The sequence below is a fragment of the Pseudanabaena sp. Chao 1811 genome, assembly GCF_027942295.1.
Taxonomy (GTDB): domain Bacteria; phylum Cyanobacteriota; class Cyanobacteriia; order Pseudanabaenales; family Pseudanabaenaceae; genus Pseudanabaena.
The window spans coordinates 4,020,615-4,043,085 of sequence record NZ_CP101416.1 but is presented as its reverse complement, the minus strand read 5'-3'; the positions used below and the strand labels follow the sequence as shown (position 1 = coordinate 4,043,085).

Genomic DNA, 22,471 nt, shown 5'->3' with positions numbered 1-22,471 from the left:
TTGGAAATTCCTATAGTAATACAGTTGGCAAAAGCACTTCAAATTCAGTTCCAATCGTGACATCACCTCTGTCATTGAGATAGGGCGATCGCAATACGATTTTGCCATTATGCTGCTGCGTGATAATCTGATGGCAAATTGCTAACCCTAAGCCCGTACCTTTGGTATTCCCTTTGGTAGTAAAAAAACTATCAAAAATTCGATCCTGAATCTCATGGGGAATTCCCATACCATTGTCGGCAATCTTGATCGATACCCAGTTGCGATCATCAATTTTGGAAATTGTGGCAGAAATCATTACTAATGGCTGCCATGTAATATCCGATATTGTCTGAATATTCCCTGAACTATGAATTTCATCTACTTCTTTATGTAGAATTTGATGCCGTTGTCTGATCAAATCAGGTTGCGATCGCAAATCTATCAAAGCATCTAGCGCATTACCGATCAAGTTCATAAACACCTGAATTAAGCGATCGCTATATCCATTGATTTTGGGAAGATTAATATAATTTTTTACAATCTGTATATTCCTAATACGGCTACTGAGGATCATTAAACTACTATCGACACATTCTATTAAATCAACTGGTTCTGGCATCGCATTATCTTTCATATGCGATAGACTCTGTAAAGTATCCACTAAGCGACGTAGATACTTTGAGCCAGATTGAATGCTGCGTACAACCTGTGGCAAATCTGAGCGCACAAAATCCCAATCAACTTGTTCTAATGTTTCGCTAATAGCTGGTGCTGAAGTTCCATATTCCTTTTCATAAGCTCTCAAAATTTGCATTACACCTTCAATGTAAGTTAAGAGACTCTCAGTATTGCCATAAATTGCGGATACAGGATTGCGAATGTCATGGGAGACCTCAGCGACAATTTGTCCCAAACTTGCCATTTTCTCCGTTTGAAACATCGTCGTTTGGGTCTGTTCGCGCAAAAGCTTAGTAGCTAGTTCATGGATATGAGATTGCGCCTGTAATAGATCATGAATATCCAATACAGAATGAATATCTCCCTCAAGATGGACGATCACAGGTTCATAAATCTCATCATTTAAGCGACTGAGGGCTAATTGAGCTGCAACGACAATGGAGGTATTACCATGTAATTGCAGAATTTTTGATTGAGATTGCTCATAGAGAACTCTTAATGGTCGTTTAGTAAATAATTCGATCGCATAAGGTTTGCTCAAACATTCTAGAAACCTGCGACGAGATAACATGCCTACATAGTTGCCTTGATCGTAAACTACAAGTGCTGGCAAGAGGGGATTGTCTTGAAAGAGCTGTCGAGCGATCGCCCCTACCTGCTCCAAATCAATTTGCACATCATATAACTTTAATTCTGAAATAGTCGCATCTAGAGCTAATTGACGTTTCTGCTTTGGCGATGAATGCTGATTTGATGCCGTTGCAGGCTCACTTGCCATTACCATTAACGGAATCATTGCCATTTTGCGGGCTAACTCTTCGGTTGCAGTTTGCCTGATGCTTTTACCATGAACTGCACCTCGATCTGGTTGAGTCTTTTGATATTTGAGATTGGTAATCACAGTTTGCAGGGACTCTGATTTCACCTCTATTCCTAAGGCTTGGGCAGCAATGCTAAAAGCATAGCTAAGATTATCTATAGAAATCTTCGGTAATAGATTGATCGCTCCCCTACGAGTTGCCCAACGCTTTTCTACTTCCTTAATTTGAGTTTGCCGAGGATTTACAAGCAGAACTTTTACATGGGGTACATACTCTGCACACCATTTACAGAGTTCAGTTGCCAGTAAGGATGTCCCTCCCCCATATCGCACACCAATATCAGAAATAATTAATTCCGGCAAAGGCTGTTGAGCTTGAAGTTTTTGGGCAAGCAGCTTTAACAGATCTTGTGATTCAGGAGCTGCCCAAACTTCTAGCTGATGTGATGATAAGGCTTTATGCCACATCATTGATTGCTCTTCTGACAATTGAGCCAGCAAGACAGATTTAGCCACGATTTCCCCAACTAAAAAAATTCTTGTTTTTATAGTAAGCTCTGACAATATTTAGATACAAGTGAAAACAGATAACCTAAACTTAACCAAAAGTTAATTTTCAGGAAGTGTACACTTCCCAAGGAAGCGATGATGTTCTGTGCGTAGCACAGAACATCATCGCTTCCTTGGGACTATCCAGTGATCGTATAAAATGAAAAAATCGAATTGGATTTTTTCATGACACGAATTTGTATTCTTGGTGGTGGTTTTGGCGGTTTGTATACTGCTCTAAATCTATCCCGTCTGCCTTGGGCGGTCATGCCTGAAATTATCCTGATTGATAAAAGCGATCGCTTTTTATTTACGCCATTTCTCTACGAGTTGATCACTGATGAAATGCAGGAATGGGAAATTGCACCCACATTTACGGAAATACTTGCAGATACAGGTATCCAGTTTATGCAGGGAATCGTAACCAATATTAATTTTGAGGCGCAGCAAGTAGAAGTTAATATCGGTCAGCGTAGTCTGGTTGAATATGACTACCTCGTTTTAGCGATCGGTGGCGAAACTCCAATGCACTTTGTGGCGGGAGCTTCAGAATATGCAATTCCATTTCGGAATCTAAATGACTTTTATCGACTCAATAGCAAGCTGGAATTGTTAGAAGCCTCCAACCGTGACAAGATCCGTGTATGTATTGCAGGTGGTGGTAGTAGTGGTGTTGAGCTTGCGTGTAAAATTGCCGATCGCCTCAAAGAGCGGGGTCGGGTGCGCCTTGTTGATCGCAATGCCAAAATTTTATCTAACTCTACTGATGCTAATCGGGCGATCGCTGAGCTTGCCCTCTCTCAACGTGGTGTCTGGACAGATCTCAATACCAGAGTTTCTCAAGTAACGGAGGACGAAGTTACCCTTGACTATGCCGATGGCAGCGATACATTACCCGTAGATATCGTGCTTTGGACAGTGGGTAGCACTTTCTCGAAGGTGATTCAAAATTTACCCATTGCCCATAATCGCCTTGGCGCGATCGCCACAGATCCAACTTTACAAGTCCAAGGCTATCCCCATGTATTTGCGATCGGTGATTTAGCAGGACTAGAGACCAATGGACAGTCTTTACCAGCTACAGCGCAGGTTGCCTTTCAGCAATCGCAATATTGTGCTTGGAATATCTGGGCTAGCATTAACAACAAATCCTTAGTGAACTTTAGCTATATTCCTCTAGGCGAGTTTATCAGTTTAGGAATTGATGGGGCAACTGCTTCCATTTTTGGCAAATTTAGCATTGATGGATTACCAGCCCATGCCATAAGAAGGCTAGCCTATTTACTAAGAATGCCAACCTTCCAACATCAATGGAAGATTGGCACGCACTGGCTAACTAAACCCTTAATTGAAATATTTAGAAAGTCTGTATAGAATAGGCGGCGTTTTGCGCCGCCTATTCTTTAAATAATGTCAGTTCGGTTTAAGTTGGCAAATTTTAAAATTCCAAAAGTAAAAGCCTTGCTAAGCAAGGCTTTTACTTTTGGAATTTTAGAGAGGGTCTGCGTAGCAAACCCTCTCTAAAATTCCATTTCAAATTATTCCGAACTCGCGTTAAATAGACCTAGAGAGAAATGACATTTCTTAATTTTCAGAATCAGATGTTTCATTCTCAAATGTTGGCGCACTAGCAACATCAGCCAAGCTAGTTGGTGTTTTACCACCTTTTTTCTTGCGTCGTGAATTCGTTCTTGTCCATTTGGTTTGATTCCAAATGCCAAATAAGACAAAGGCTGAAACAATAGCTTCAAAGTACCATTTACATGCTTGCTTAATTAGTTGACGACCTGCTTTAGTTTGTCCTTCTTGAATATTTTGCTTGATTGCATTTTCATTTTTAACAATCTCTGTTTCTAACTGTTTCCTAAGCTCAGCAGGATTATCCTTATTCAATTTAATACTTGGCGATCGCTTCTCAATAAACTCGGCAGCTTTACGTAAATTAGCATCATTGGTATTTTTGAGATTTTCCTTAATGGTATTGAATTGCGAAAGCTGTTGAGATAAAACTGCACTAGCTTGAGTGTTATTATCTCCATTAATACGAATTGCAGCACTAATACCTATTAGTAGCATTACTATAAATAAAATACTCAATACTAAAGACAGCCACGACAGAATTTTTAAGATGGTCTTGCCAAGAGGTGAACGGGCAGTAGCTTCACCATAAAATACCAAAATCAAACCAATAATTGGAACGGGAGAAGTGCCAACTAGCTTACCTAATGTGCTGAATTCCCATCCAGCATCTTGACCAAATCTAGGTGGAATTAGTGCATCAGCAAAGTTAGAAAGTGCTAGCAATAAAAGTCCATAACCTGCGAAACGGAGTAGGTTAGCGGTAATTACCTCAGTAGAATTTGAATTAGGGTTACTCATTTTTTCAAAGTAGGAGTTATAAATTTATCTCAAGCGGATCAATTAGCAGAACTGTTGGGGCATTCTATGTTTCATTAGTCTTGTTAGGACACAAAACTAGAAGACGAGTAGCGACGCGAAACGTCGCCACTCGCTTCTTAGGTTTTGATTTGTCTTAATGCCAGTGAAGACAGCTATAATACATAAATTAAAAAAGATATTTTAAGGCTGAGGGAACTTTGGTTTCCACCATTCATACCACGAAATCCAAATTTTCTCTAATTTTTGGGTGACTGCCTCGCGATCACGGTCAGATGTTAATGGTGTGGAAATTAATGTCCATAGACAACGCCGATCGCGGAGATCTCTTTGTCCTAGCAACCAACCAATGAGGACATCACGATCCATCACATGGTTACTCGCATTATCATCAAATTGTTCTTTAGTAACAGTAGAAATACCTCTTGGATTAATGCAAGCAGTTAAATATGCCCGATCTTGATAGGTAAACGCTGCATAATAACCAATGGGATCGCGGCGCACTATTTTTTGTCTGAACTCATCATCTTTAAACTCTATATTGATTAATTCTTTGAGAAAGAGAGGAATATCCCCTTCTGTACCTGCTGCATATCTCAAAGCGATATCAATTGGCTGATTATCTACTAAGAAACGATAACTTTGTCCCGATAAATATTTGGGTTTAAAAGGAAAGTTTTTAGTATCGATAATTGCCTCTGAGTTCGTCGTTTTTGCCTGTGCTAGTTCGATATTTTCAGGAAAAATTAGAGGTGTTGGCTTCCCAAGTCCACTGTCAAGAACTGAGCGCACAAAAATTAACAGGCTCCCAGTCACTAAAACCGCAAGTAACCCAAAGCGAAGTCTTTGGTACTTGGGCTTGGAAAAATCACTTGATAGATCATTGCTTGGTTTAACTTGATCGAGACTAGCTATATCTATTTGATCGGCTGACTGTTCTGTTGGATCTATTTTTGAGGCTGATTGCTCCCCTTCATTTTCCATATTAATTCTTTTAATTATTTGGACTTTTATCACTATTTTGTAGCTATATCATAAAATCTAATCGTGCCCGATCGATGGGCGATCGCCTAAAATAACCTATGAACAATTCTCCAATGAACGCGCCAGAATCAGGAGCTTGGCTTGATCGTATCGGTAATTGGAATCCGCAACTATTGCGGGAGATTCGTGGCAAGCTCAAGTTACGCAATCTCATGGTAGCGATCGGGCTATCTCTGCTATTTCAACTCCTGTTAATTTTGTTCTATAGCCAACGGATACCTAGCGAAGATTGCTATGTGCAGATACGTGGATTTGGCTGTGCAACCTCTTGGCAAGACTGGTGGTTAGAGCAATTTCGACTTATTACTTGGACCGAACCATTCATTTTATTTTTAGCGGGAGTCTATAGTCTCGTCTCCGATCTTTCCCTTGAAGACTATAAAGGCACTCTCAACTTTATTCGGATTAGTCCGCGATCAAGTATCAGTATTCTCATGGGCAAAATCATGGGTGTACCATTGCTTGCCTATATTGGCATTGGTTTAATTATTCCGTATCACATGGCAGCAGCGATCGGCGGCAATGTCCCGATCATCTTTTTATTAAGTTTTTACATATTACTCATAGCCACTGCCTTTCTCTTGTTTAGTGGGGCAATTTTGCTAGCTTTACTGAGTGGTTGGCAAGCCAAATTTGGTGGACAAGTAACCGCAGGAGCCTTAGTTTTTTCGTTTGTTACTTTCGTCTGGATTGTGCCTGCATTTATGTGGTGGAATATCTTCACTGCATGGAGCAACTTTAGCAAGGTTTTAGTAGGTGGACGCATCAATGCAATCCAAGCCGAATGGTGGTACTTACCAATTACTTCTAATATTTGGACTTCACATATTTTTACAGTTGTGAATTTAGGCATCTTGAGCTTGGCGATCTGGCGCATTTTAGAAAGACGCTTTCACAACCCCACGGCAACCATCATCAGCAAAGGACAAAGCTATCTAGTAACCCTATATCTAGAAATCTTAATGTTGGGCTTTTGCGTACAGTCGGGATTTACAGACAAGGGATTGTATGGAGAATTCCTATTTTTGCTGATGCTATTTATTTATATTGCTAATTTCTTAGTGTTTCTAGCGGCGATTACAGCTCTCACACCTCAAAGACAGGCTTTACTAGACTGGGTCAGATTTGGGGCATTATCTACTACCGAGGAGCATCCATCAGGATTTGGCTATATTTTGCGGGATCTTATTTGGTCAGATAAAAGCCCTGCCCCGATCGCGATCGCTATTAATCTCTTAATTACCCAATTACCAATTTTGATTTGGGTAAATTCATGGAATAGTGGAGATATTCGTGGCAAAGCATTGATTGTGATCGCATCCTTTGCGCTCTCTATCCTGTTGCTTTCCCTAGTTACCCAATTAATTTTATTTCTCAAAAATCGTAACCCTTCAGCATGGGCTACAGGTACTGTTTCCGCATTAATTTTTCTCCCAGTTTTGATCATGCTCAGTCTGTCGATCACCCCTGAACGCCATGCAGGAGTCTGGTTGTTTTTTGGATTCCCTTGGTTTGTGGTCGCAAATATCAAACTTTCTGATATCATTCTTGCCTTCGGAGGACAAATTTTCGTAATAATTGCCTTGGCATTACAACTCATTTATCAGCTACAACGCGCTAAAATGCGAGAGACTTAGTGACTTGAGTTTTGTTTTTATTGCAGGTGTAATGAAAACAAAATGTTTGATTACACAAAATGTTTGATTACAGATTAGTAGACGTTTGAGCATTACAACATGGCACAGTCAACCACTGCTAAACAGTTCGCCACTTCCACAGGTACAGTTCCCGATGTTGAACTCCAACGAGTTTTTAAAATGTTCGGTACAAATACCGTTGTCCAAGGTGTCGATCTGCAAGTTCAGAGAGGCGAACTTTTTAGTATTCTCGGTCCATCAGGTTGTGGTAAGACAACGTTACTCAGGTTAGTTGCAGGGTTTGAGGAGCCATCAGCAGGGGAAGTGCTGATTCAAGGCAATCCAATGACCTATATTCCTGCCTATCAACGGCCTGTAAATACGGTATTTCAAAGCTATGCTCTATTTGGGCATATGACTATTTTTGATAATGTTGCCTTTGGCTTATCAGTCAAACGGGTGGCAAAGTCGGAAATACAGCAGAGGGTAAAGGATGCGCTCAAGCAAGTGCGCCTTGATCATTTAAGCGATCGCTATCCTAGTCAAATCTCAGGCGGTCAACAACAACGGGTGGCACTGGCAAGAGCCTTAGTTAATCGCCCCAAGGTAATTTTGCTAGATGAACCCTTGGCAGCCCTAGACTTTAAGCTGCGTAAGGAAATGCAGGTGGAATTATCAAACTTGCAGTATGACTTAGGTATTTCCTTCATCATGGTGACTCACGACCAAGGTGAAGCCCTTGCAATTTCTTCTAGAATTGCGGTGATGAATCAAGGCAGGATCGAGCAGATCGGCACACCTGCGGAGGTTTATGATCGCCCATCCTCAGCCTTTGTTGCTGATTTTGTCGGCGAAACCAATTTATTTGAATGTCGGGTAATCGAACAGGATGGGGCTTTTGTGGAGTTGCGATCGTCCACTGGTTTAGCGATTGTTGCTGCTAAGCCTAGAAACTGGCTGCCCATACCTGAAGCTGTTGTAAGTGTCCGCCCTGAAAAAATTAAGCTATCTACCGAATATCCCAACCAGCCCTACAACACCTATCGCGGCATTCTCAACAATGTGCTTTATTTGGGCGATCATTCCCAATTTGTAGTTGATCTCCATGCAAGCGAAAATGTACCGCCAGTTAGAGTAATGCTCGTACGCTCTAACCACCAAGGGGAAAAGACTCCTCCCTTTAACAGTCAAGTCTATGTCTCATGGATGCCTGAAGATTGTGTTGCTCTTCCCAAGACTACTGTTGCAACCTAAATTTTGGAAAATGCTGCGTATTCAAAGCAACATTCAAAATGAGCAATTTAACAATTATTAAGAATATATGAGTATCTCTCGGCGTAAATTTCTTAGACAAACTGCCTATGTCACATCGGCTCTTGCTGGAGCATCAACCCTCTCTGCCTGCAACATTTTTATTCAAAAGCCACAGGGGACAGAATCTGATAAAGAAGAGGTAGTACGTCCAGTTACCCAAGACAAACAAACTTTATATATTTATGGTTGGTCTACTTATATTAATAACCAAGAAGTTTTAGAGGGGTTTACCAAAGAGACTGGCATTAAAGTTGTGGGTGATGCCTATGACTCCAATGAGGTGATGTTAGCCAAGCTAGAAGCATCGGGTGGGAGATCGGGCTATAGCGTCATTTATCCTAGTGATTATATGGTGACACAAATGCGGGATCTCAAGCTGCTTGCCCCCCTCAACAAAAAGTTATTACCCAATATCAGTAATATTGCTAGTAAATATCTGGAATTGCCCCATGATCGCGGCGCAGTGTTTAGCATTCCCGTCAGTTTAGGGACGACAGGGCTTGCCTATAATGTCAAGGCGGTTAACTCGATCATTGGAGAAGAACCAACCGATTGGAGTTACCTATGGGAACACAAAAGTAAGCTGCGAATTAGCTTAGTTAATGATTATCGTGAAGTTCTAGGAATGGCGTTACATACTCTGGGTAACTCTTACAACACCAAAGAAAAAGAAAGTATTGAGCAAGCTTTTCAGAAATTACGGGAGCTAATGCCTGCGATCGCCAATTTCACTACCGATGCTTGGAGAGATCCCTTAGCTTCAGGGGATTTGATGATGTGCATGGCATTTTCGGGTGACGCTATTGGCTTAGCAAGACAAGATCCGAATATTAAGTATATTTTGCCAAGTAGTGGGACATCAATTTGGACAGATACGATGGCAATTCCTAGAGGTGCATCCAATATCGAAGGTGCTCATGCTTGGCTCAATTATGTAATGAAGCCCGAAATTGCCGCAAAAATCAGTGATGCTAATAGTTTTGGAACAACTAATAAGTATGCAAAATCAATGATTCCTGATGATCTTAAGGCAATTAAAGCTTTAGAACCGACAGAAAGTATGATTGCCAGAAGCGATCGCATTACCAAACTTGATCCTGAAGTGTTGCAGATTTATGAAGGTTTTTGGACTCGTTTAACTACTGGTTTAGGATAAAAAACTAGGTACAGGAGACGCATCTCAAAAGTTTAAAAAATATAAATTATTTCTGAATGCCCTATGACATCACCAAATCCCAGTGCCTTAAGTGGCAATACCTCCATCAGTAACCATCCATTTATTTGGGGAAATATCGCTTTTCTTGCGGGTGTGCCGTGGTTATTGGCGCTAAGCATGGCAGGTTTAGCAGTGGGCGATCCTGTATTTCCCACATGGTTAGAGATATCTTTGCTGGGATTTCCTGCGATCGCCGCAGTTGTGTGGCTACAGTGGCAACAACCTTTTTCACCTTTTAGCCTCTGGGTTTTAGTGAAGCCATCCGAGAGCTTGAGCGAAGATGAACGCCGTATACTGACTCTAGTTAAGCAACAACGCAATGGTTGGTATGTTACAGGCTGGCTGGCGATCGCAGTTGCCTTTGTGATGAGTGCGATTTTTTGTAAGCTCTACATAGCTGCACCACTAGCTCAAGCGATCGCGCCATTTCCTGCGGGACTGCGTTTATTTGGGATTATCTGGGCTGAGATTTTCTTTTTATTAAGTAACGTTTTATTGCAATCAGGGGTTTCGGCTCTACGAATTAAGCTCACGGCAGAGTCAGAAATAACTAGTTTGCAACCCTTTGCAGTTGAGAAAATCAAAAATAACTTTACTAATATCGGCTGGCAAGTACCTCAGCTATTAAAGTTTTTTGAAGAAGCACCAATTTCTGAAACTATTGAGGAAAAAGATGCGCCTCAAGAATCAGAATCTAAACAAACTCAAGATGTCATAGAGGAATCTCAAGATGCAGAAATTAGTGATGCTGCTGAAGAATCTGTAACTGAACCAAGCCCAGAAGTTGTTGAATCTGTGGAAGAAGGTTTTGAGGTTAATAACTTCACGGAAGAAGTAACTGGAGAAATAGTTTCTGAAGAAGTTGAGATTACCCCAGAAGAAGAGATTCAAGAGGACTCCATCTCTGAGTCAAGCTTAGAAATCTCTGAGGAATTGCTAGCTGAAGATGATGCGATCGCAGTTCAGGAAGAATCAAATATCGCAGAATTTGAAGTCGATGCTCTTGTAGAAGTAACCACAGAGGCTGAAGTAAATCTTGCTGTAACGATTGAAGAACCTGTACAAGTTGACTCTGAAGTAGTTGCAGATTTTCATGATGACCCTGAAGAAGAAGTAGCCGAAGTAATTGTTGATGAAGCGCCAGAAGAATTAGTAAACGATGAATCTATAGATCAATTGGAGGCAACCTCAGAATTTAATGAATCTGCTAACGAATCTGTAGATGAGAGCGAGGTAATTTCAGAAGTTATTGATAATGATGCTGATTTAAGTTTAGAGGAATTACCAGAAACTTTTGCATCTCAAGAAGTTGCCAATAACCTCGTTGAGGAGCTTACAGAAGCATCTGAAGAATTAGAGATTAATGAAGATACTTTAGATACTATTGAAACTTCAGATATTAATGAAGTAGTTACCGAGTCTGAATTAGAAACATCTGAAGATGCGGACAGTGATGATTTTATAGAGTCTTCTGCCGCAGAGGTTGGACAAGAAGAGTTTAACGAACCTGAAGCTGAGTCAATTCTAGACATTACTGAAGATGTCCAAAATTTTGAATCTCATGAGGTTGTAGAAGATACTTTTGATACTAGCTCTGATATCTCTGATATAAAGTTAGACACTCAAGAAACTGCTAACGATTTTACTGAAGATATTTTAAATTTACCTGATACTAATACTGCTGCTGAACTAGAAATTGATGAATCATCAGATTCCACAGATGCAGAAATTGATGTAAATCTGGATAACCCATTCGCAGATATCACTAAAGAATTAGCATCTGATAATTTTGATGAAGATACCCATGAAGAGATCACTGATTCTTTAGATTCAGAATTAGAAATTGTGGAGCCTGAGATTGAGGCGATCGCCTTTACTGATGAACCTAATGCAGAAACCTCGGAAATTGTTGAAGAATCATCTATCAATGAGATTACTGAGGAATCTGATCATGCAATAGATTTCGAGCCTGTTGATTTTGCTACAGATGGCTCAGTTGAAAATACTGAAGAGTTGGCAATCAATGAGATTAGAGATTTTCTTCCTGAATTGTCTGACGATGTTTCTACCGAAAGTGCAATTGGGACAAACCTAGAAATTAACGCTAATCTGCTAGATACACAAAGCATAGGAGATCAGATTTCTGAAGAAACTAATGATCTAGAGCTTAATGAGCCTAGTCAAGAATCTGAAAGCGAGGAGATTATAGATTTTGCTGATGATCCTGTAAATTCAGAGCTTGACGAAATTGGTGAATCTGATGAGGGACAGATTGATGCGCTTGAGATAGTTGATGATGCGATTACAGAGAACGAAATCAATGATTCTGCTGAGACTGATTTAGCTACGGAGGCAAAATCTCAAAAATCAAAAAAGTCTATAGACCTATTTAGAAAGTCTCGAAAAAAGGGTTTCTCACAGAAAAATTATGGGTTTGGTAAATCAGCAAAGACCATTACTACCAACGAAACTGATACTGAGCAGGTAGAAGCTAGTGTGGAAGATGATGAGTTAGAAGTCACTGACATTGTTGCTGAAGAATCTGTGGAGTCTAGATTTGATATTGCTGATACTAATCTAGAACTAGAAGAGATTGTAGAAGAACCAACTAATGCACTAGTTCTAGAAACTGAAACAGATGTGCAAGCGGAGCTAACAATTGAGCAAGTAGAAATTCCAGAGAATGCATCCTCGGATTTTGATGAGGAATTGGATGAGCTAATTGCCTTCAATGTCTATGTAGAGAATATCCTGCAAGAATATCTAGGCGACTCTAGTGAAGACGCTGATAATGAAATTCAAGAAGTTGAGGATATTATTGAAATCTCCTCAGTATCAGAGCAAGCAACCGAGATCGCCGAAGAAGTCTTAATCGCTGAGGAGATTTTGGAAACAGCTATTCCTGAATCGATTGAATCTCCAGCAACACTTGAGACAACAGAAGCGATCGCGGAAGATTCGCAGGAAACCACACCAGAAAACAACCCAGAACATAAAGATCCTAAGTATCTAGTACAAGAGTTTCTTGTGGATAAGTTTTTAGCTAAGCTCGAAGAACTAAATAATGCTGACAAGGTAAACAAGACTAATACTGAATCAACTCCAGAAATCACCTTTGAGAGTAATTCTGATAATGCGTCTAATCCTGTACTAGATGAGTTTGCTGATCTTGAAGCACTTCTCAATAGAAAGCCATTATCTGATAATCCTGAATAGAGGGAGATCTTCGGTATTAGGCGATCGCAATCCCTGACCATTGCACCTGTGGCGCTCTTGGTTGGGGATTAGGATTATTCAGAAAATATCGGCGATAGGAAAAGAAAATTTCCTCATGCTGCAATGTGCAGTAAGGTGCGATCGCCACATTTTCTGAGGGCATTCCCAATTCTTTAAGCTGTTGTACTTGCACTTGGCGCAAATCTAGCTTCACTCGTTCGGGATGTTCATCGGGATGGACACCCACTGATTGATTAATTGTCGCTGTCACCTGCTGGGCAACTTCCTGTGACACCTGATAAACCTGCCCAGAAATCGCGGGACCAAGGGCAACTCGTAAATCCTTTAATTCGCTGCCTTGTTCGCATAATGTTGCGATCGCTTTGGTCACAATCCCCGAAGCCGTGCCGCGCCAACCTGCATGAACGGCAGCGACCGAGCCTAATTTGCGATCGCCGATTAACACAGGTACGCAATCAGCTGTACATACCCATACCGAGCGATTGCTATTAGTATTGTGGCGATCGGGGGTTGCCCATACGCCATCGGCCTCAGGCAAGACGGAATCGGGAATAGTTTCAATTTCATTAGCGTGAATCAAGCGATTACCATGTACTTGCTTAGCCCGATAGGCTTTACCTGATTCAGCAAGATGATTATGGAGATCGTTAGGTAATTTAGGAGCGTGTGATCGCGTAAAAAAACCATGTTGCCAGTCAGACAATAATTCACAAGTTAATACGCCGTCTCGCCATTGCCATTGATTTGCATTCATGGTTTTTCAGTTCACAAGTTCAAAAATTAACGATGTTTTAATGATGCTCATTTAGCGCGATCGCTAGCCCTATCAGTAGACAATGCGATCGATCTAAAGAGGGATTCTGAGGTCAGTTAGACAGATTCTAGACTGCTTGCGTTAAGATTAGTTAATAAAATCATTCGTTCTTGGCAAAATCAACTAAGAACATCTCTATTGATGGAGCAGTAGTAGTGAAAAGCAATAATAAAAACGACAATAATAATAAAAAGTGGAAAAATTTTGGTTTATACGCACTGCTTGGCATTGTCGTCATTACCTTAGGGACAACGCTGCTCGATAGTCAGCCCGCCACTCAAGGGGAATGGCGTTATAGCAAACTGATCGAAGAAGTTAGAAAGAAACCCGCAGGTGTTTCTAGAGTTACCCTCAGTCCCGATCGCACCTTTGCCGAAGCAACCGTACCAGGAGGTCCTGAAGGTAAGCGCAAAGTTCGCGTCAACTTGCCTAACGACCCTGAATTCATCAAAACCCTCAGAGAAAACAATGTTGAATTAGATGTCGCTCCCCGTCGTACCGATGGCGCATTGATTCAAACCTTGAGCAGCTTGATTTTGCCAATTTTGCTTTTAGTCGGCTTATTTTTCCTACTACGTCGCGCCCAAGCAGGTCCTGGCAACCAAGCAATGAACTTTGGTAAGTCCCGCGCCCGCGTCCAGATGGAGCCTCAAACCCAAGTCACCTTCACCGATGTTGCAGGTATTGAGCAAGCCAAATTTGAACTTACCGAAGTCGTAGACTTCCTCAAAAATCCCGATCGCTTTACGGCTGTCGGCGCAAAAATCCCCAAGGGAGTACTCCTCGTTGGGCCTCCCGGAACAGGTAAAACCCTACTAGCCCGTGCCGTTGCTGGTGAAGCTGGCGTACCTTTCTTCAGCATCTCTGGTTCAGAATTCGTAGAAATGTTCGTTGGTGTCGGTGCATCCCGTGTACGCGACTTGTTCGAGCAAGCTAAAGCCAATGCTCCTTGTATCGTCTTCATCGATGAAATTGATGCCGTCGGCCGTCAGCGTGGCGCTGGTCTCGGTGGTGGTAACGATGAACGCGAACAAACCTTGAACCAATTGCTCACCGAAATGGATGGCTTTGAAGGTAACACAGGCATCATCATCGTTGCCGCAACCAACCGTCCTGATGTATTGGATGCAGCATTACTACGTCCCGGTCGTTTTGATCGCCAAGTTGTTGTTGATCGTCCTGACTTCGCAGGCCGCCTCGAAATTCTCGGAGTCCATGCACGCGGCAAGACTCTATCTAAGGACGTTGATCTGGAAAAGATTGCCCGTCGTACCCCCGGATTTACAGGTGCGGATCTGTCTAACCTGTTGAACGAAGCCGCTATTCTCGCAGCACGTCGCAACTTGACCGAAATCTCCATGGACGAAATCAATGATGCTGTCGATCGCGTCTTGGTGGGTCCCGAAAAGAAAGATCGCGTCATGAGCGAAAAGCGCAAAGAATTAGTTGCTTACCATGAAGCAGGTCATGCCCTCGTTGGAGCTTTGATGCCCGACTATGATGCCATTCAAAAGGTAACAATCATTCCTCGCGGTCGTGCTGGTGGTTTGACATGGTTCTTGCCTACGGAAGAAAGAATGCAAAGCCGTGCCTACTTGCAAAACCAAATGGCAGTTGCCCTTGGTGGACGCATCGCTGAAGAAATTGTCTTCGGTGAAGAAGAAGTTACCACAGGTGCATCCAGTGATTTACAACAAGTTGCTGCGATCGCTCGTCAAATGGTGATGCGTTTTGGGATGAGTGAGAAGCTTGGACCCGTTGCCCTTGGTCGTTCCAATGGCAACATGTTCCTCGGTCGCGACATTGCTGCTGAGCGTGACTTCTCTGAAGAAACTGCGGCAACTATTGATGAGGAAGTTGGCATTCTCGTAGCTGATGCTTATCGCCGTGCTAAGCAACTGCTCGTTGATAACCGTCACGTTCTCGATAAGATTGCGAAGGATCTCGTTGAGCGTGAAACCGTTGATGCAGAAGAACTTCAACAAATTTTAGAAACAAACGAATTGAAGTTGGCTGCTGCCCTTTAATTTATAGATCTACCTTATTTCCACAAAAAGCAGCCCTTACTAAAGTAAGGGCTGCTTTTTTATATTTTTTCTTTAAAATCTAAGTTGTCATTTTGGGCTAATCTAAAAAAAGACCAAATAACGATATTTTATGCAATCTTTTCCATATAAGGGGCAGTTAAAAACTTGGAAGGACGACAGAGGGTTTGGATTTATTAAACCTGATGATGGCAGTAAAGAAGTTTTCCTGCATATCAGTGTATTAAAAGGGGCAAGTCGTCGTCCCATCATTGGAGATACTATCTTTTACGAAAAAACTACTGAAGCAAATGGAAAAATACGCGCTTCTAAAGCCTCAATTAAAGGGGTTATCAATCAACCTACAGTATCAAATCAAAGATCGCGCAATTCTAGTCAAGTATCTAATCAGCAATCTATGGGTAAACGAATAAATGGAAATAATCCAGCTATGCAAAAGATAATACCGATTATATTTTTGATTGGTTTAGGAATTAGCTCAATTGCTTCGGTAACCAACTTTGTGCGTGGTTGCAATATTAAAGGCAATATTTCAGTGAATACAGGGAGCAAGTTATATCACCTACCTAATATGGAAGATTATGCTACAACCAACATTGATGTAAGCAAGGGAGAGAAATGGTTTTGTACAGAATCTGAGGCGATCGCGAGTGGATGGAGTAAAGCCCCAAGATAAAAGTTAGCAAAATCATCATCAACTTAGTTTAGGACAAGCAGTTGTGGCGAGACTAGCTGTTGGACATTGATGCTCTAAACATGATTGCTCATAGGCTGGATCTACTTCAGGATCGGGAGGAAGTTGACCAAAAATCATTTTGCAACTGAGATCCTCAAAGTTAGGAGTCATGGTGAGGGGAATACCAAATTCCTCTGTAAAAAATGTTTGAGTAGGAACTTTACACATATTGACACACATGCCAACGCAACCACTATCGACGAGATAACGACATTTTTTGATATGGACAGCCGAAGGTTGCGATCGCACAGTTCCATCTGCCAAATCAATCTCCGCTTCAGCAACTTCACAAGGTCCCACCAACCACTCAAACATTTGTGCTGCAAACCATGCATTAAGAACGCACACCAACTTTGTGGGAGAGAAAAATGTGCGAATTGCCCAGAGTGCTGGTGATGGAACTAGAGACTGCAACACTTTTGCGACAATTATTTGCTGCTCTTGAGCATTCCGTCCCTGCATAATTTGCTTTGACAAATCAACAAAACCAGCATAGCCTTCGATTTTAGTTCCTTTTCCTAGAGCTTTCGCCATCTTGCTAGAAAATAGCCCAATAAACAGACGATCTATAAAATTGTCGTTGTATTGATCTTTGGCAATGGTTTGTACGGCTTTAGAAGGCATAGATTCTTTTGAATCAGACTACTGAGGTTTGCTATAACGATTTTAACTGAATTTGCAATCCCTTAAACCCCTCTTAAACCTCTTGGGGATTTATCACCAACACGCGCACTTTGGAATTAGTTGTGGCAATGTCTAAATCTACAGGATCGTTTTGATTTTGTTTTAAATCAAGTTTTAACCCCAGAAATCCCAAGGATTGACAAATAAGTTCGCGAACGATCTCTGAGTTCTCACTTAATTCCGATGTAAATACGATCGCATCCATACCACCTAAACTCATAAGCATAGAACCAAGGCAAGATCGTAAGCGATGAAGGTAAATATCCAAGGCTTGTTTTGCTCTAGAATTATCTGTATCAATCGCAGATCCCACGGATTTTGGATGATCAGATTTCGGAGAAGTAGTAACTAAACTTGATTCTTTGTCTGCTTCTTGCTTTGATGGCTCACTAGTGTCATTGTCCTGTCGCATCATCTCATTTAAGACATTAGCATCAATTGAGCCAGAGCTATAGTCAATCATCAAGCCTTCTAAAGGGGTAAATCCAGTAGCAGTATCAATGATCTGACCATTGTGAATGGCAGCAAGAGAACACCCACTGTCTAAATTACAAGTAATCAAGCGCAAGTCTTTAATATCTCTCTTTAAGACTTCAGCAGATCGCTGAGCGCAATAATAGTGGATACTTTCATTCAGTCCATAATGTCGTTTATCAACTTCTACAGGAATACTAGAGACTGTAGAGATGCTAGCCAGATCAGTAGCATGAGAATTGATTTCAAGTTTGTCATCAGTAGGTTCCTCTTCTTCTAAAAGCACCTTGACAACAATCTCTTCCCAATTCAAGTCTAGCCTTGCACAAATTTCAAAAAATGTGTATCGATCAACGGGCTTTCCTGCAAAAAACCGCCAAATTGGTTGTCGTGTTTTGACACCCACTTCCTCTGCAAGATAATCTTGAGTCCAACCTTTTTGAGCAAACCGCTTTTTAGCTTGCTTGATACCTGCTGCTGATGCTTTTAATGATCGCTTAGAGATGGTAGAAATCTCCTATTCTTTAATTTTTAGTAATACATATTAATTGTAGCCAAAAGCCAATAGCCTCAATGTATATATTTACAACAAAATCAAACATTTTGAGCAAATCAAACATCTGGCAATATAAATGTATAACGTTAACGGAAAATGATTGATTTTAAAACCAAATGTTTGATTTTGAGTAATGTGCTAAAAATTAATAAACAAGCTTGGATCGACATGGAAGAAATCTCCAAGTGACTTAGCTTGGCTTTTGCTGATAGGTCTTTTGCCATTAACAACTTCAGAAACTACCCCACGAGAGCCAATTATCCCTACAAGATCAGCCTGTCTCAATCCTCTCTCTTCCATTAGATGTAACAAGATAGAATGAGGTGTTGAAACTGCTAACTGATAATGTTCTTCTTCAAATTTTTCAATCAATGTCACCAAAAGTCGCAATATCTGTTCTTGCTCTGGCGATAGATTCTCTTCAGCTAGCAGACTTTCAACTATGCTTAAAGAGCAATCATTTTCTTCTTCAATGGTAATGGGTTGAATGTCTGCTAATAGAGATCCTTCCTTAAGCATGTTTCTCTAGTGCCAACTCTACAAGCCGATCGCATAATTCTGTAAAAGGAATACCAGAGTACTCCCACAATTTGGGATACATACTCAGCGCAGTAAACCCTGGGAAAGTATTAATCTCATTGATTAATACAGTTCCCGTCGCTTCCACATAGAAGAAATCAACTCTGGCTAGACCTGAACCTGCTACCGTTTGAAAAGCTTTTACTGCCATTGACTGGACTGCTTGAGTTACGTTATCAGGCAACTTGCTAGGGATAATTAGATCCGCCTTACCTGCGGTGTACTTAGTTTCGTAATCGTAGAAATCGCTAGTGAAAGTAATCTCACCGATCGCTGAAGCTTGGGGTTGCTCATTACCAAGGACAGCACATTCGATCTCACGAGCTGTTACGCCTTGCTCAATGATGATGCGTGGATCATAGCTAGTGGCACTAGCGATCGCATCTTTTAGCTGTTGGCGATCGCGCACCTTAGAAATCCCCACCGACGAGCCAAGATTAGAAGGCTTCACAAAGCAGGGATAACCGAGCGTGGCTTCAATATGCTCACTCCAAGCTAGCTCATCCTGTTGCCATTGCCAACGATTTAGCGCTACATACTTGACCTGCGGTAAACCCGCATTTGCAAAAATTGCCTTCATTGCGATCTTATCCATTCCCACTGATGAGGCAAGCACCCCATTACCCACGTAGGGCTTGTGCATCAATTGTAATAGTCCCTGTACCGTACCATCCTCGCCATTTGGTCCATGTAGGACTGGAAACCAGAGATCGACTTGCTGTACTTCCGTCGGCAAGAAAAAAGCAGCATTGGTTAATAATTCTGAATCCTGTAAGGCTTTGCCAGATTCTAAAACCTGCTGGGATATATCAGGACTGCGCCATGTGCCATCGCGTTGAATATAAAATGGCTGTAATTGATAACGTGAGTTTTGACTGAGGGCGGAGGCGATCGCTTTTGCCGATGTGATGGAGACATCATGTTCACCTGACTGTCCACCAAATAGCAAACCGACATAAAGAGGAGATTTTGCCTTTAAATCTATCACACCCGTCATCAGTAAACACCCTCGTCAAGCTGACGTTAAAACTTAAGTATTGAATACTTTACCTCAAAGTCATGACATTAGTTTTTTAGGTGATGATTTTAGGTAATATAGCAACGAAAGAGATAGATAACCCCAAATGCAAGTAGCGCCGCTACTTGCATTTGTTATTTTATGTTCTAAGTAACCTTGCGCTTGCTATAGCAATAAAATTAACGTCAGTTCGACGAAGGCGAAAAATGGTAAAAATCGCTAAGCGATTTTTACCATTTTTCGCCATTTGTGCGGCGCAAAGCGCCGCGCAAATGGCGTTATCGAGCTCACGTTAAAATTAGGAGGCAAATGTTGAAAGTTGCTAATTTGCAACCAGATACTTATGGCAATCTCGAAATCTCAGAACTAGACTGGATGCTTAACAATAATTAGCTCAATGCGATCGATTTGTTTTCTGCTCAAAATGTACCTGACGATTGGAAACAGCTATGTTTGGTTTTGCAATTTTCTCTGTTTTGATTAATTTATCAGTAGGTTTAGTACTTCTTTCCTGCTTGATTTTTGTGATTAACTTTGTCGTTTATCGCTCATTAAAGTTTTACAAAACAAAATGGAATTGTCTAGGTGCATTATGGGGAACTGTTGTGGCTACAGGCATTTTAGGCACTGTATGGAACTTGAGCCAAGGTGCAAATGCTAAATATGGTTGGTACAATAACTTTATCCATATGCCTCTCTACGGCGCTTTATTTGGTGGATATTTGGGATGGATTATGGGAGAACAAATTGTGGGGAAAGCGCCAAAAAATATCCGACCTTGGCTAGTAGGAGTGAGTATAGCGATCGCTGTTGCGGCTTTCTATGGATATCTCTACACAGGAGCAATCAGTTATGGAGATAGTTAAAATCAACAAGAAGTGCTTGACACTTCTTGTTGATTAGTTTCAAGGATTGCAATAGGAGCAATGCATCGGATCGGCGAATTGTTTTCCCTCAGGGAATATTTGCTCTCGCTGAAATTTACAACGAGAGCATTGATACAAATGAGCGCGAGTAGATTGAGTTGGTAAATTACAAAACTGACAGGGTAAGCCCTTTAGTTTTTCTACTACATCGAAATTCACAAAATTGCAATTGGGGCAAAGTTGCCCTAGCTTCCGAACCAGATCTTCAGTTGCCTTCGCAATATTTTTCATGCGCGTGGGATTATAGAGCGCTCGCATATCAGTTTCAATGTGAATTGTTGATGATATATTTAGCAGTTCCCTAACTGTATTCCTCAACAAATTTTCCGAATTAATGCCTTTAAAAATAGTTTCCTTGGCAGAAGTTTGAGCATCGGGCATCAATACAACTGCATGATCGGGAAAGCCTATTTTGAGAGCAAATTCGTAGGCTTGATCATAGCTAGAAATTTCTTGATAACGAAAGTTTGTATCGGTGGAGATTGCTTCTCCATAAACGGTGAAATCATGTTTTTTATCTAGTAGTAAAACTATTTCACGATTGTAGGGAAGTCCTAAGATGGGATGGGGAAAGAAACTACCTTCACTGGCGATCGCTATATTTGCATCAATTATCTCTAAAGCTTTCTCAGCCTTAATTTTTGCAGTTTCAATTTGATTGGCAGGACGCTCAATATCGCGGGTAAATGTACCAAAGCGATCGCTGTCAAAATTCTGCGGTACGGTAACTTTAACTCCTAATGATGTTTGGAGAATTGGGGCGATCGCTAATTCTTTACGGTGCATTGTTGCAATTACCGCAAGGCGATCCGCAAACTCGATCCGATGGTCTTGTTCCCCTCTCTTATTCGGAGAGGGGCTAGGAGTGAGAGCATTACTCATCATGGGCAAAACGGTTGTATAGAAAGTCTAGAGCCGTATTTCTGAGATCATAATATAAAGGATCTTCCATGATTTGGGCGCGATCGCGAGGACGAGGGAAAGGAATCCGCATGATTTCACCAATATTCGCCGCAGGCCCGTTGGTCATCATCACTAGGCGATCGGCTAGGAAGAGCGCTTCATCAATATCGTGAGTAATCATCAATACTGTGCAGCGATGCTCTGTCCAAATTTGTAATAGTTCCTCTTGCAGTTCCTCTTTGGTAATTGCGTCTAATGCGCCAAAGGGTTCATCAAGGATGAGAACTTCAGGACGGATTGCCAAGGCTCTAGCGATCGATACCCGTTGCTTCATCCCCCCTGAAATTTGGGTTGGCTTTTTCTCCGCAGCTTCACTCAAGCCCACCATAGCGAGGTGATGACGCACGATATCATTTTTTTCGCTCTTAGAGAGATTGGGGTTAACGGAGTCAACGGCAAGCATGACATTTTCGTAAACCGTTAGCCAAGGTAATAGCGCGTAGCCTTGAAACACCACCATGCGATCGGGACCTGGTTTGGTAATTAGTTTGCCATTAACTGTTACTTCGCCAATGGATGGTTTGGAGAAGCCACCCACCATGTTCAAGAGCGTTGATTTGCCGCAGCCAGAGTGACCAATCAAACAAATAAATTCGCCTTCTTGGATATGCAGATTGACATCCTTAAGAACAACATATTCACCCTTGGGCGTAGGATAAATCTTGGAAACATTTTCAATGCGAAGGAAAGATTCTTGAGGGGGGATTTGGGCGATTTGGTTTGTATGTTCGAGAATGGTTTGGGTCATGTTCTTTTTGCTCTCTTTGAAAAATTGGTTGTGAAAGTAAGTAGGTTGTTAAAC

At 41.4% G+C, this 22,471-nt stretch carries 18 protein-coding genes; 8 read left to right on the top strand and 10 right to left on the bottom strand.

Annotated features, from left to right (window positions below; translation table 11 throughout):
- Window positions 1-10: 10 nt before the first annotated feature.
- Window positions 11-1,996, bottom strand: coding sequence for a sensor histidine kinase (locus tag NMG48_RS18550; protein WP_271252911.1), 1,986 nt, complete (start codon window positions 1,994-1,996; stop codon window positions 11-13).
- 219 nt (window positions 1,997-2,215) lie between these two features.
- On the opposite strand from NMG48_RS18550, the gene NMG48_RS18545 reads away from it, so the two are divergent.
- The gene (locus tag NMG48_RS18545; protein ID WP_271252910.1) at window positions 2,216-3,403 is read left to right on the top strand and encodes an NAD(P)/FAD-dependent oxidoreductase; all 1,188 of its coding nucleotides are present in this window, start codon (window positions 2,216-2,218) and stop codon (window positions 3,401-3,403) included.
- A 210-nt stretch (window positions 3,404-3,613) separates the two neighbouring features.
- Here NMG48_RS18545 and hpsJ-A read toward each other — a convergent pair whose 3' ends face one another.
- Together hpsJ-A and NMG48_RS18535 are read right to left on the bottom strand one after the other, a co-directional pair.
- Window positions 3,614-4,408, bottom strand: coding sequence for an HpsJ-like protein, cyanoexosortase A-associated (hpsJ-A, locus tag NMG48_RS18540; RefSeq protein WP_271252909.1), 795 nt, complete (start codon window positions 4,406-4,408; stop codon window positions 3,614-3,616).
- Between the two features lie 201 nt (window positions 4,409-4,609).
- Complete coding sequence (locus NMG48_RS18535; protein WP_271252908.1) at window positions 4,610-5,410, bottom strand: cyanoexosortase A system-associated protein; 801 nt, start codon at window positions 5,408-5,410, stop codon at window positions 4,610-4,612.
- A 98-nt stretch (window positions 5,411-5,508) separates the two neighbouring features.
- On the opposite strand from NMG48_RS18535, the gene NMG48_RS18530 reads away from it, so the two are divergent.
- The 4 genes from NMG48_RS18530 (at window position 5,509) to NMG48_RS18515 (ending at window position 12,853) form a co-directional block, all read left to right on the top strand.
- Window positions 5,509-7,107: a hypothetical protein gene (locus NMG48_RS18530; RefSeq protein ID WP_271252907.1), complete on the top strand. Its 1,599-nt coding sequence runs from the start codon at window positions 5,509-5,511 to the stop codon at window positions 7,105-7,107.
- Between the two features lie 99 nt (window positions 7,108-7,206).
- Window positions 7,207-8,361, top strand: coding sequence for an ABC transporter ATP-binding protein (locus NMG48_RS18525; protein ID WP_271252906.1), 1,155 nt, complete (start codon window positions 7,207-7,209; stop codon window positions 8,359-8,361).
- Window positions 8,362-8,428: 67 nt separating this feature from the next.
- Window positions 8,429-9,577, top strand: coding sequence for an ABC transporter substrate-binding protein (locus NMG48_RS18520; protein ID WP_271252905.1), 1,149 nt, complete (start codon window positions 8,429-8,431; stop codon window positions 9,575-9,577).
- Between the two features lie 63 nt (window positions 9,578-9,640).
- On the top strand, window positions 9,641-12,853 hold the full coding sequence (locus NMG48_RS18515; RefSeq protein WP_271252904.1) for a low-complexity tail membrane protein: 3,213 nt from the start codon (window positions 9,641-9,643) through the stop codon (window positions 12,851-12,853).
- A 16-nt stretch (window positions 12,854-12,869) separates the two neighbouring features.
- On the opposite strand, the gene pgeF is transcribed toward NMG48_RS18515, so the two are convergent.
- Window positions 12,870-13,628, bottom strand: a complete 759-nt coding sequence (pgeF, locus tag NMG48_RS18510; protein ID WP_271252903.1) for a peptidoglycan editing factor PgeF — start codon at window positions 13,626-13,628, stop codon at window positions 12,870-12,872.
- 215 nt (window positions 13,629-13,843) lie between these two features.
- Between pgeF and ftsH3 the strand changes: the two genes are divergently transcribed.
- Window positions 13,844-15,715, top strand: coding sequence for an ATP-dependent zinc metalloprotease FtsH3 (gene ftsH3, locus NMG48_RS18505; RefSeq protein WP_169364166.1), 1,872 nt, complete (start codon window positions 13,844-13,846; stop codon window positions 15,713-15,715).
- Between the two features lie 130 nt (window positions 15,716-15,845).
- A complete protein-coding gene (locus NMG48_RS18500) occupies window positions 15,846-16,409 on the top strand; it encodes a cold shock domain-containing protein (protein WP_271252902.1) in 564 nt (187 codons plus the stop codon).
- Between the two features lie 18 nt (window positions 16,410-16,427).
- Here the strand turns inward: NMG48_RS18500 and NMG48_RS18495 are convergent, their stop codons facing one another.
- The 4 genes from NMG48_RS18495 to NMG48_RS18480 all read right to left on the bottom strand — a co-directional run bounded on the left by NMG48_RS18495 (window position 16,428) and on the right by NMG48_RS18480 (window position 19,759).
- Complete coding sequence (locus NMG48_RS18495; protein ID WP_271252901.1) at window positions 16,428-17,093, bottom strand: DUF4033 domain-containing protein; 666 nt, start codon at window positions 17,091-17,093, stop codon at window positions 16,428-16,430.
- 73 nt (window positions 17,094-17,166) lie between these two features.
- Window positions 17,167-18,033 (bottom strand): hypothetical protein, encoded by an 867-nt coding sequence (locus NMG48_RS18490; protein WP_271252900.1) that lies wholly within the window; start codon window positions 18,031-18,033, stop codon window positions 17,167-17,169.
- Between the two features lie 288 nt (window positions 18,034-18,321).
- A complete protein-coding gene (locus NMG48_RS18485) occupies window positions 18,322-18,702 on the bottom strand; it encodes a helix-turn-helix domain-containing protein (RefSeq protein ID WP_271252899.1) in 381 nt (126 codons plus the stop codon).
- Window positions 18,695-19,759 carry a D-alanine--D-alanine ligase family protein gene (locus tag NMG48_RS18480; protein WP_271252898.1) on the bottom strand — a complete coding sequence of 355 codons (1,065 nt, stop codon included), beginning with the start codon at window positions 19,757-19,759 and terminating at the stop codon, window positions 18,695-18,697. Before NMG48_RS18480 ends, NMG48_RS18485 begins: the two co-directional genes overlap by 8 nt.
- 470 nt (window positions 19,760-20,229) lie before the next feature.
- Between NMG48_RS18480 and NMG48_RS18475 the strand changes: the two genes are divergently transcribed.
- Window positions 20,230-20,646: a hypothetical protein gene (locus tag NMG48_RS18475; RefSeq protein WP_271252897.1), complete on the top strand. Its 417-nt coding sequence runs from the start codon at window positions 20,230-20,232 to the stop codon at window positions 20,644-20,646.
- Between the two features lie 39 nt (window positions 20,647-20,685).
- On the opposite strand, the gene NMG48_RS18470 is transcribed toward NMG48_RS18475, so the two are convergent.
- Together NMG48_RS18470 and NMG48_RS18465 are read right to left on the bottom strand one after the other, a co-directional pair.
- Window positions 20,686-21,591, bottom strand: a complete 906-nt coding sequence (locus tag NMG48_RS18470) for a DUF6671 family protein (RefSeq protein ID WP_271252896.1) — start codon at window positions 21,589-21,591, stop codon at window positions 20,686-20,688.
- A complete protein-coding gene (locus tag NMG48_RS18465) occupies window positions 21,581-22,417 on the bottom strand; it encodes a nitrate ABC transporter ATP-binding protein (RefSeq protein WP_271252895.1) in 837 nt (278 codons plus the stop codon). The genes NMG48_RS18470 and NMG48_RS18465 overlap by 11 nt, the downstream gene beginning before the upstream one ends.
- Between the last annotated feature and the right edge of the window lie 54 nt (window positions 22,418-22,471).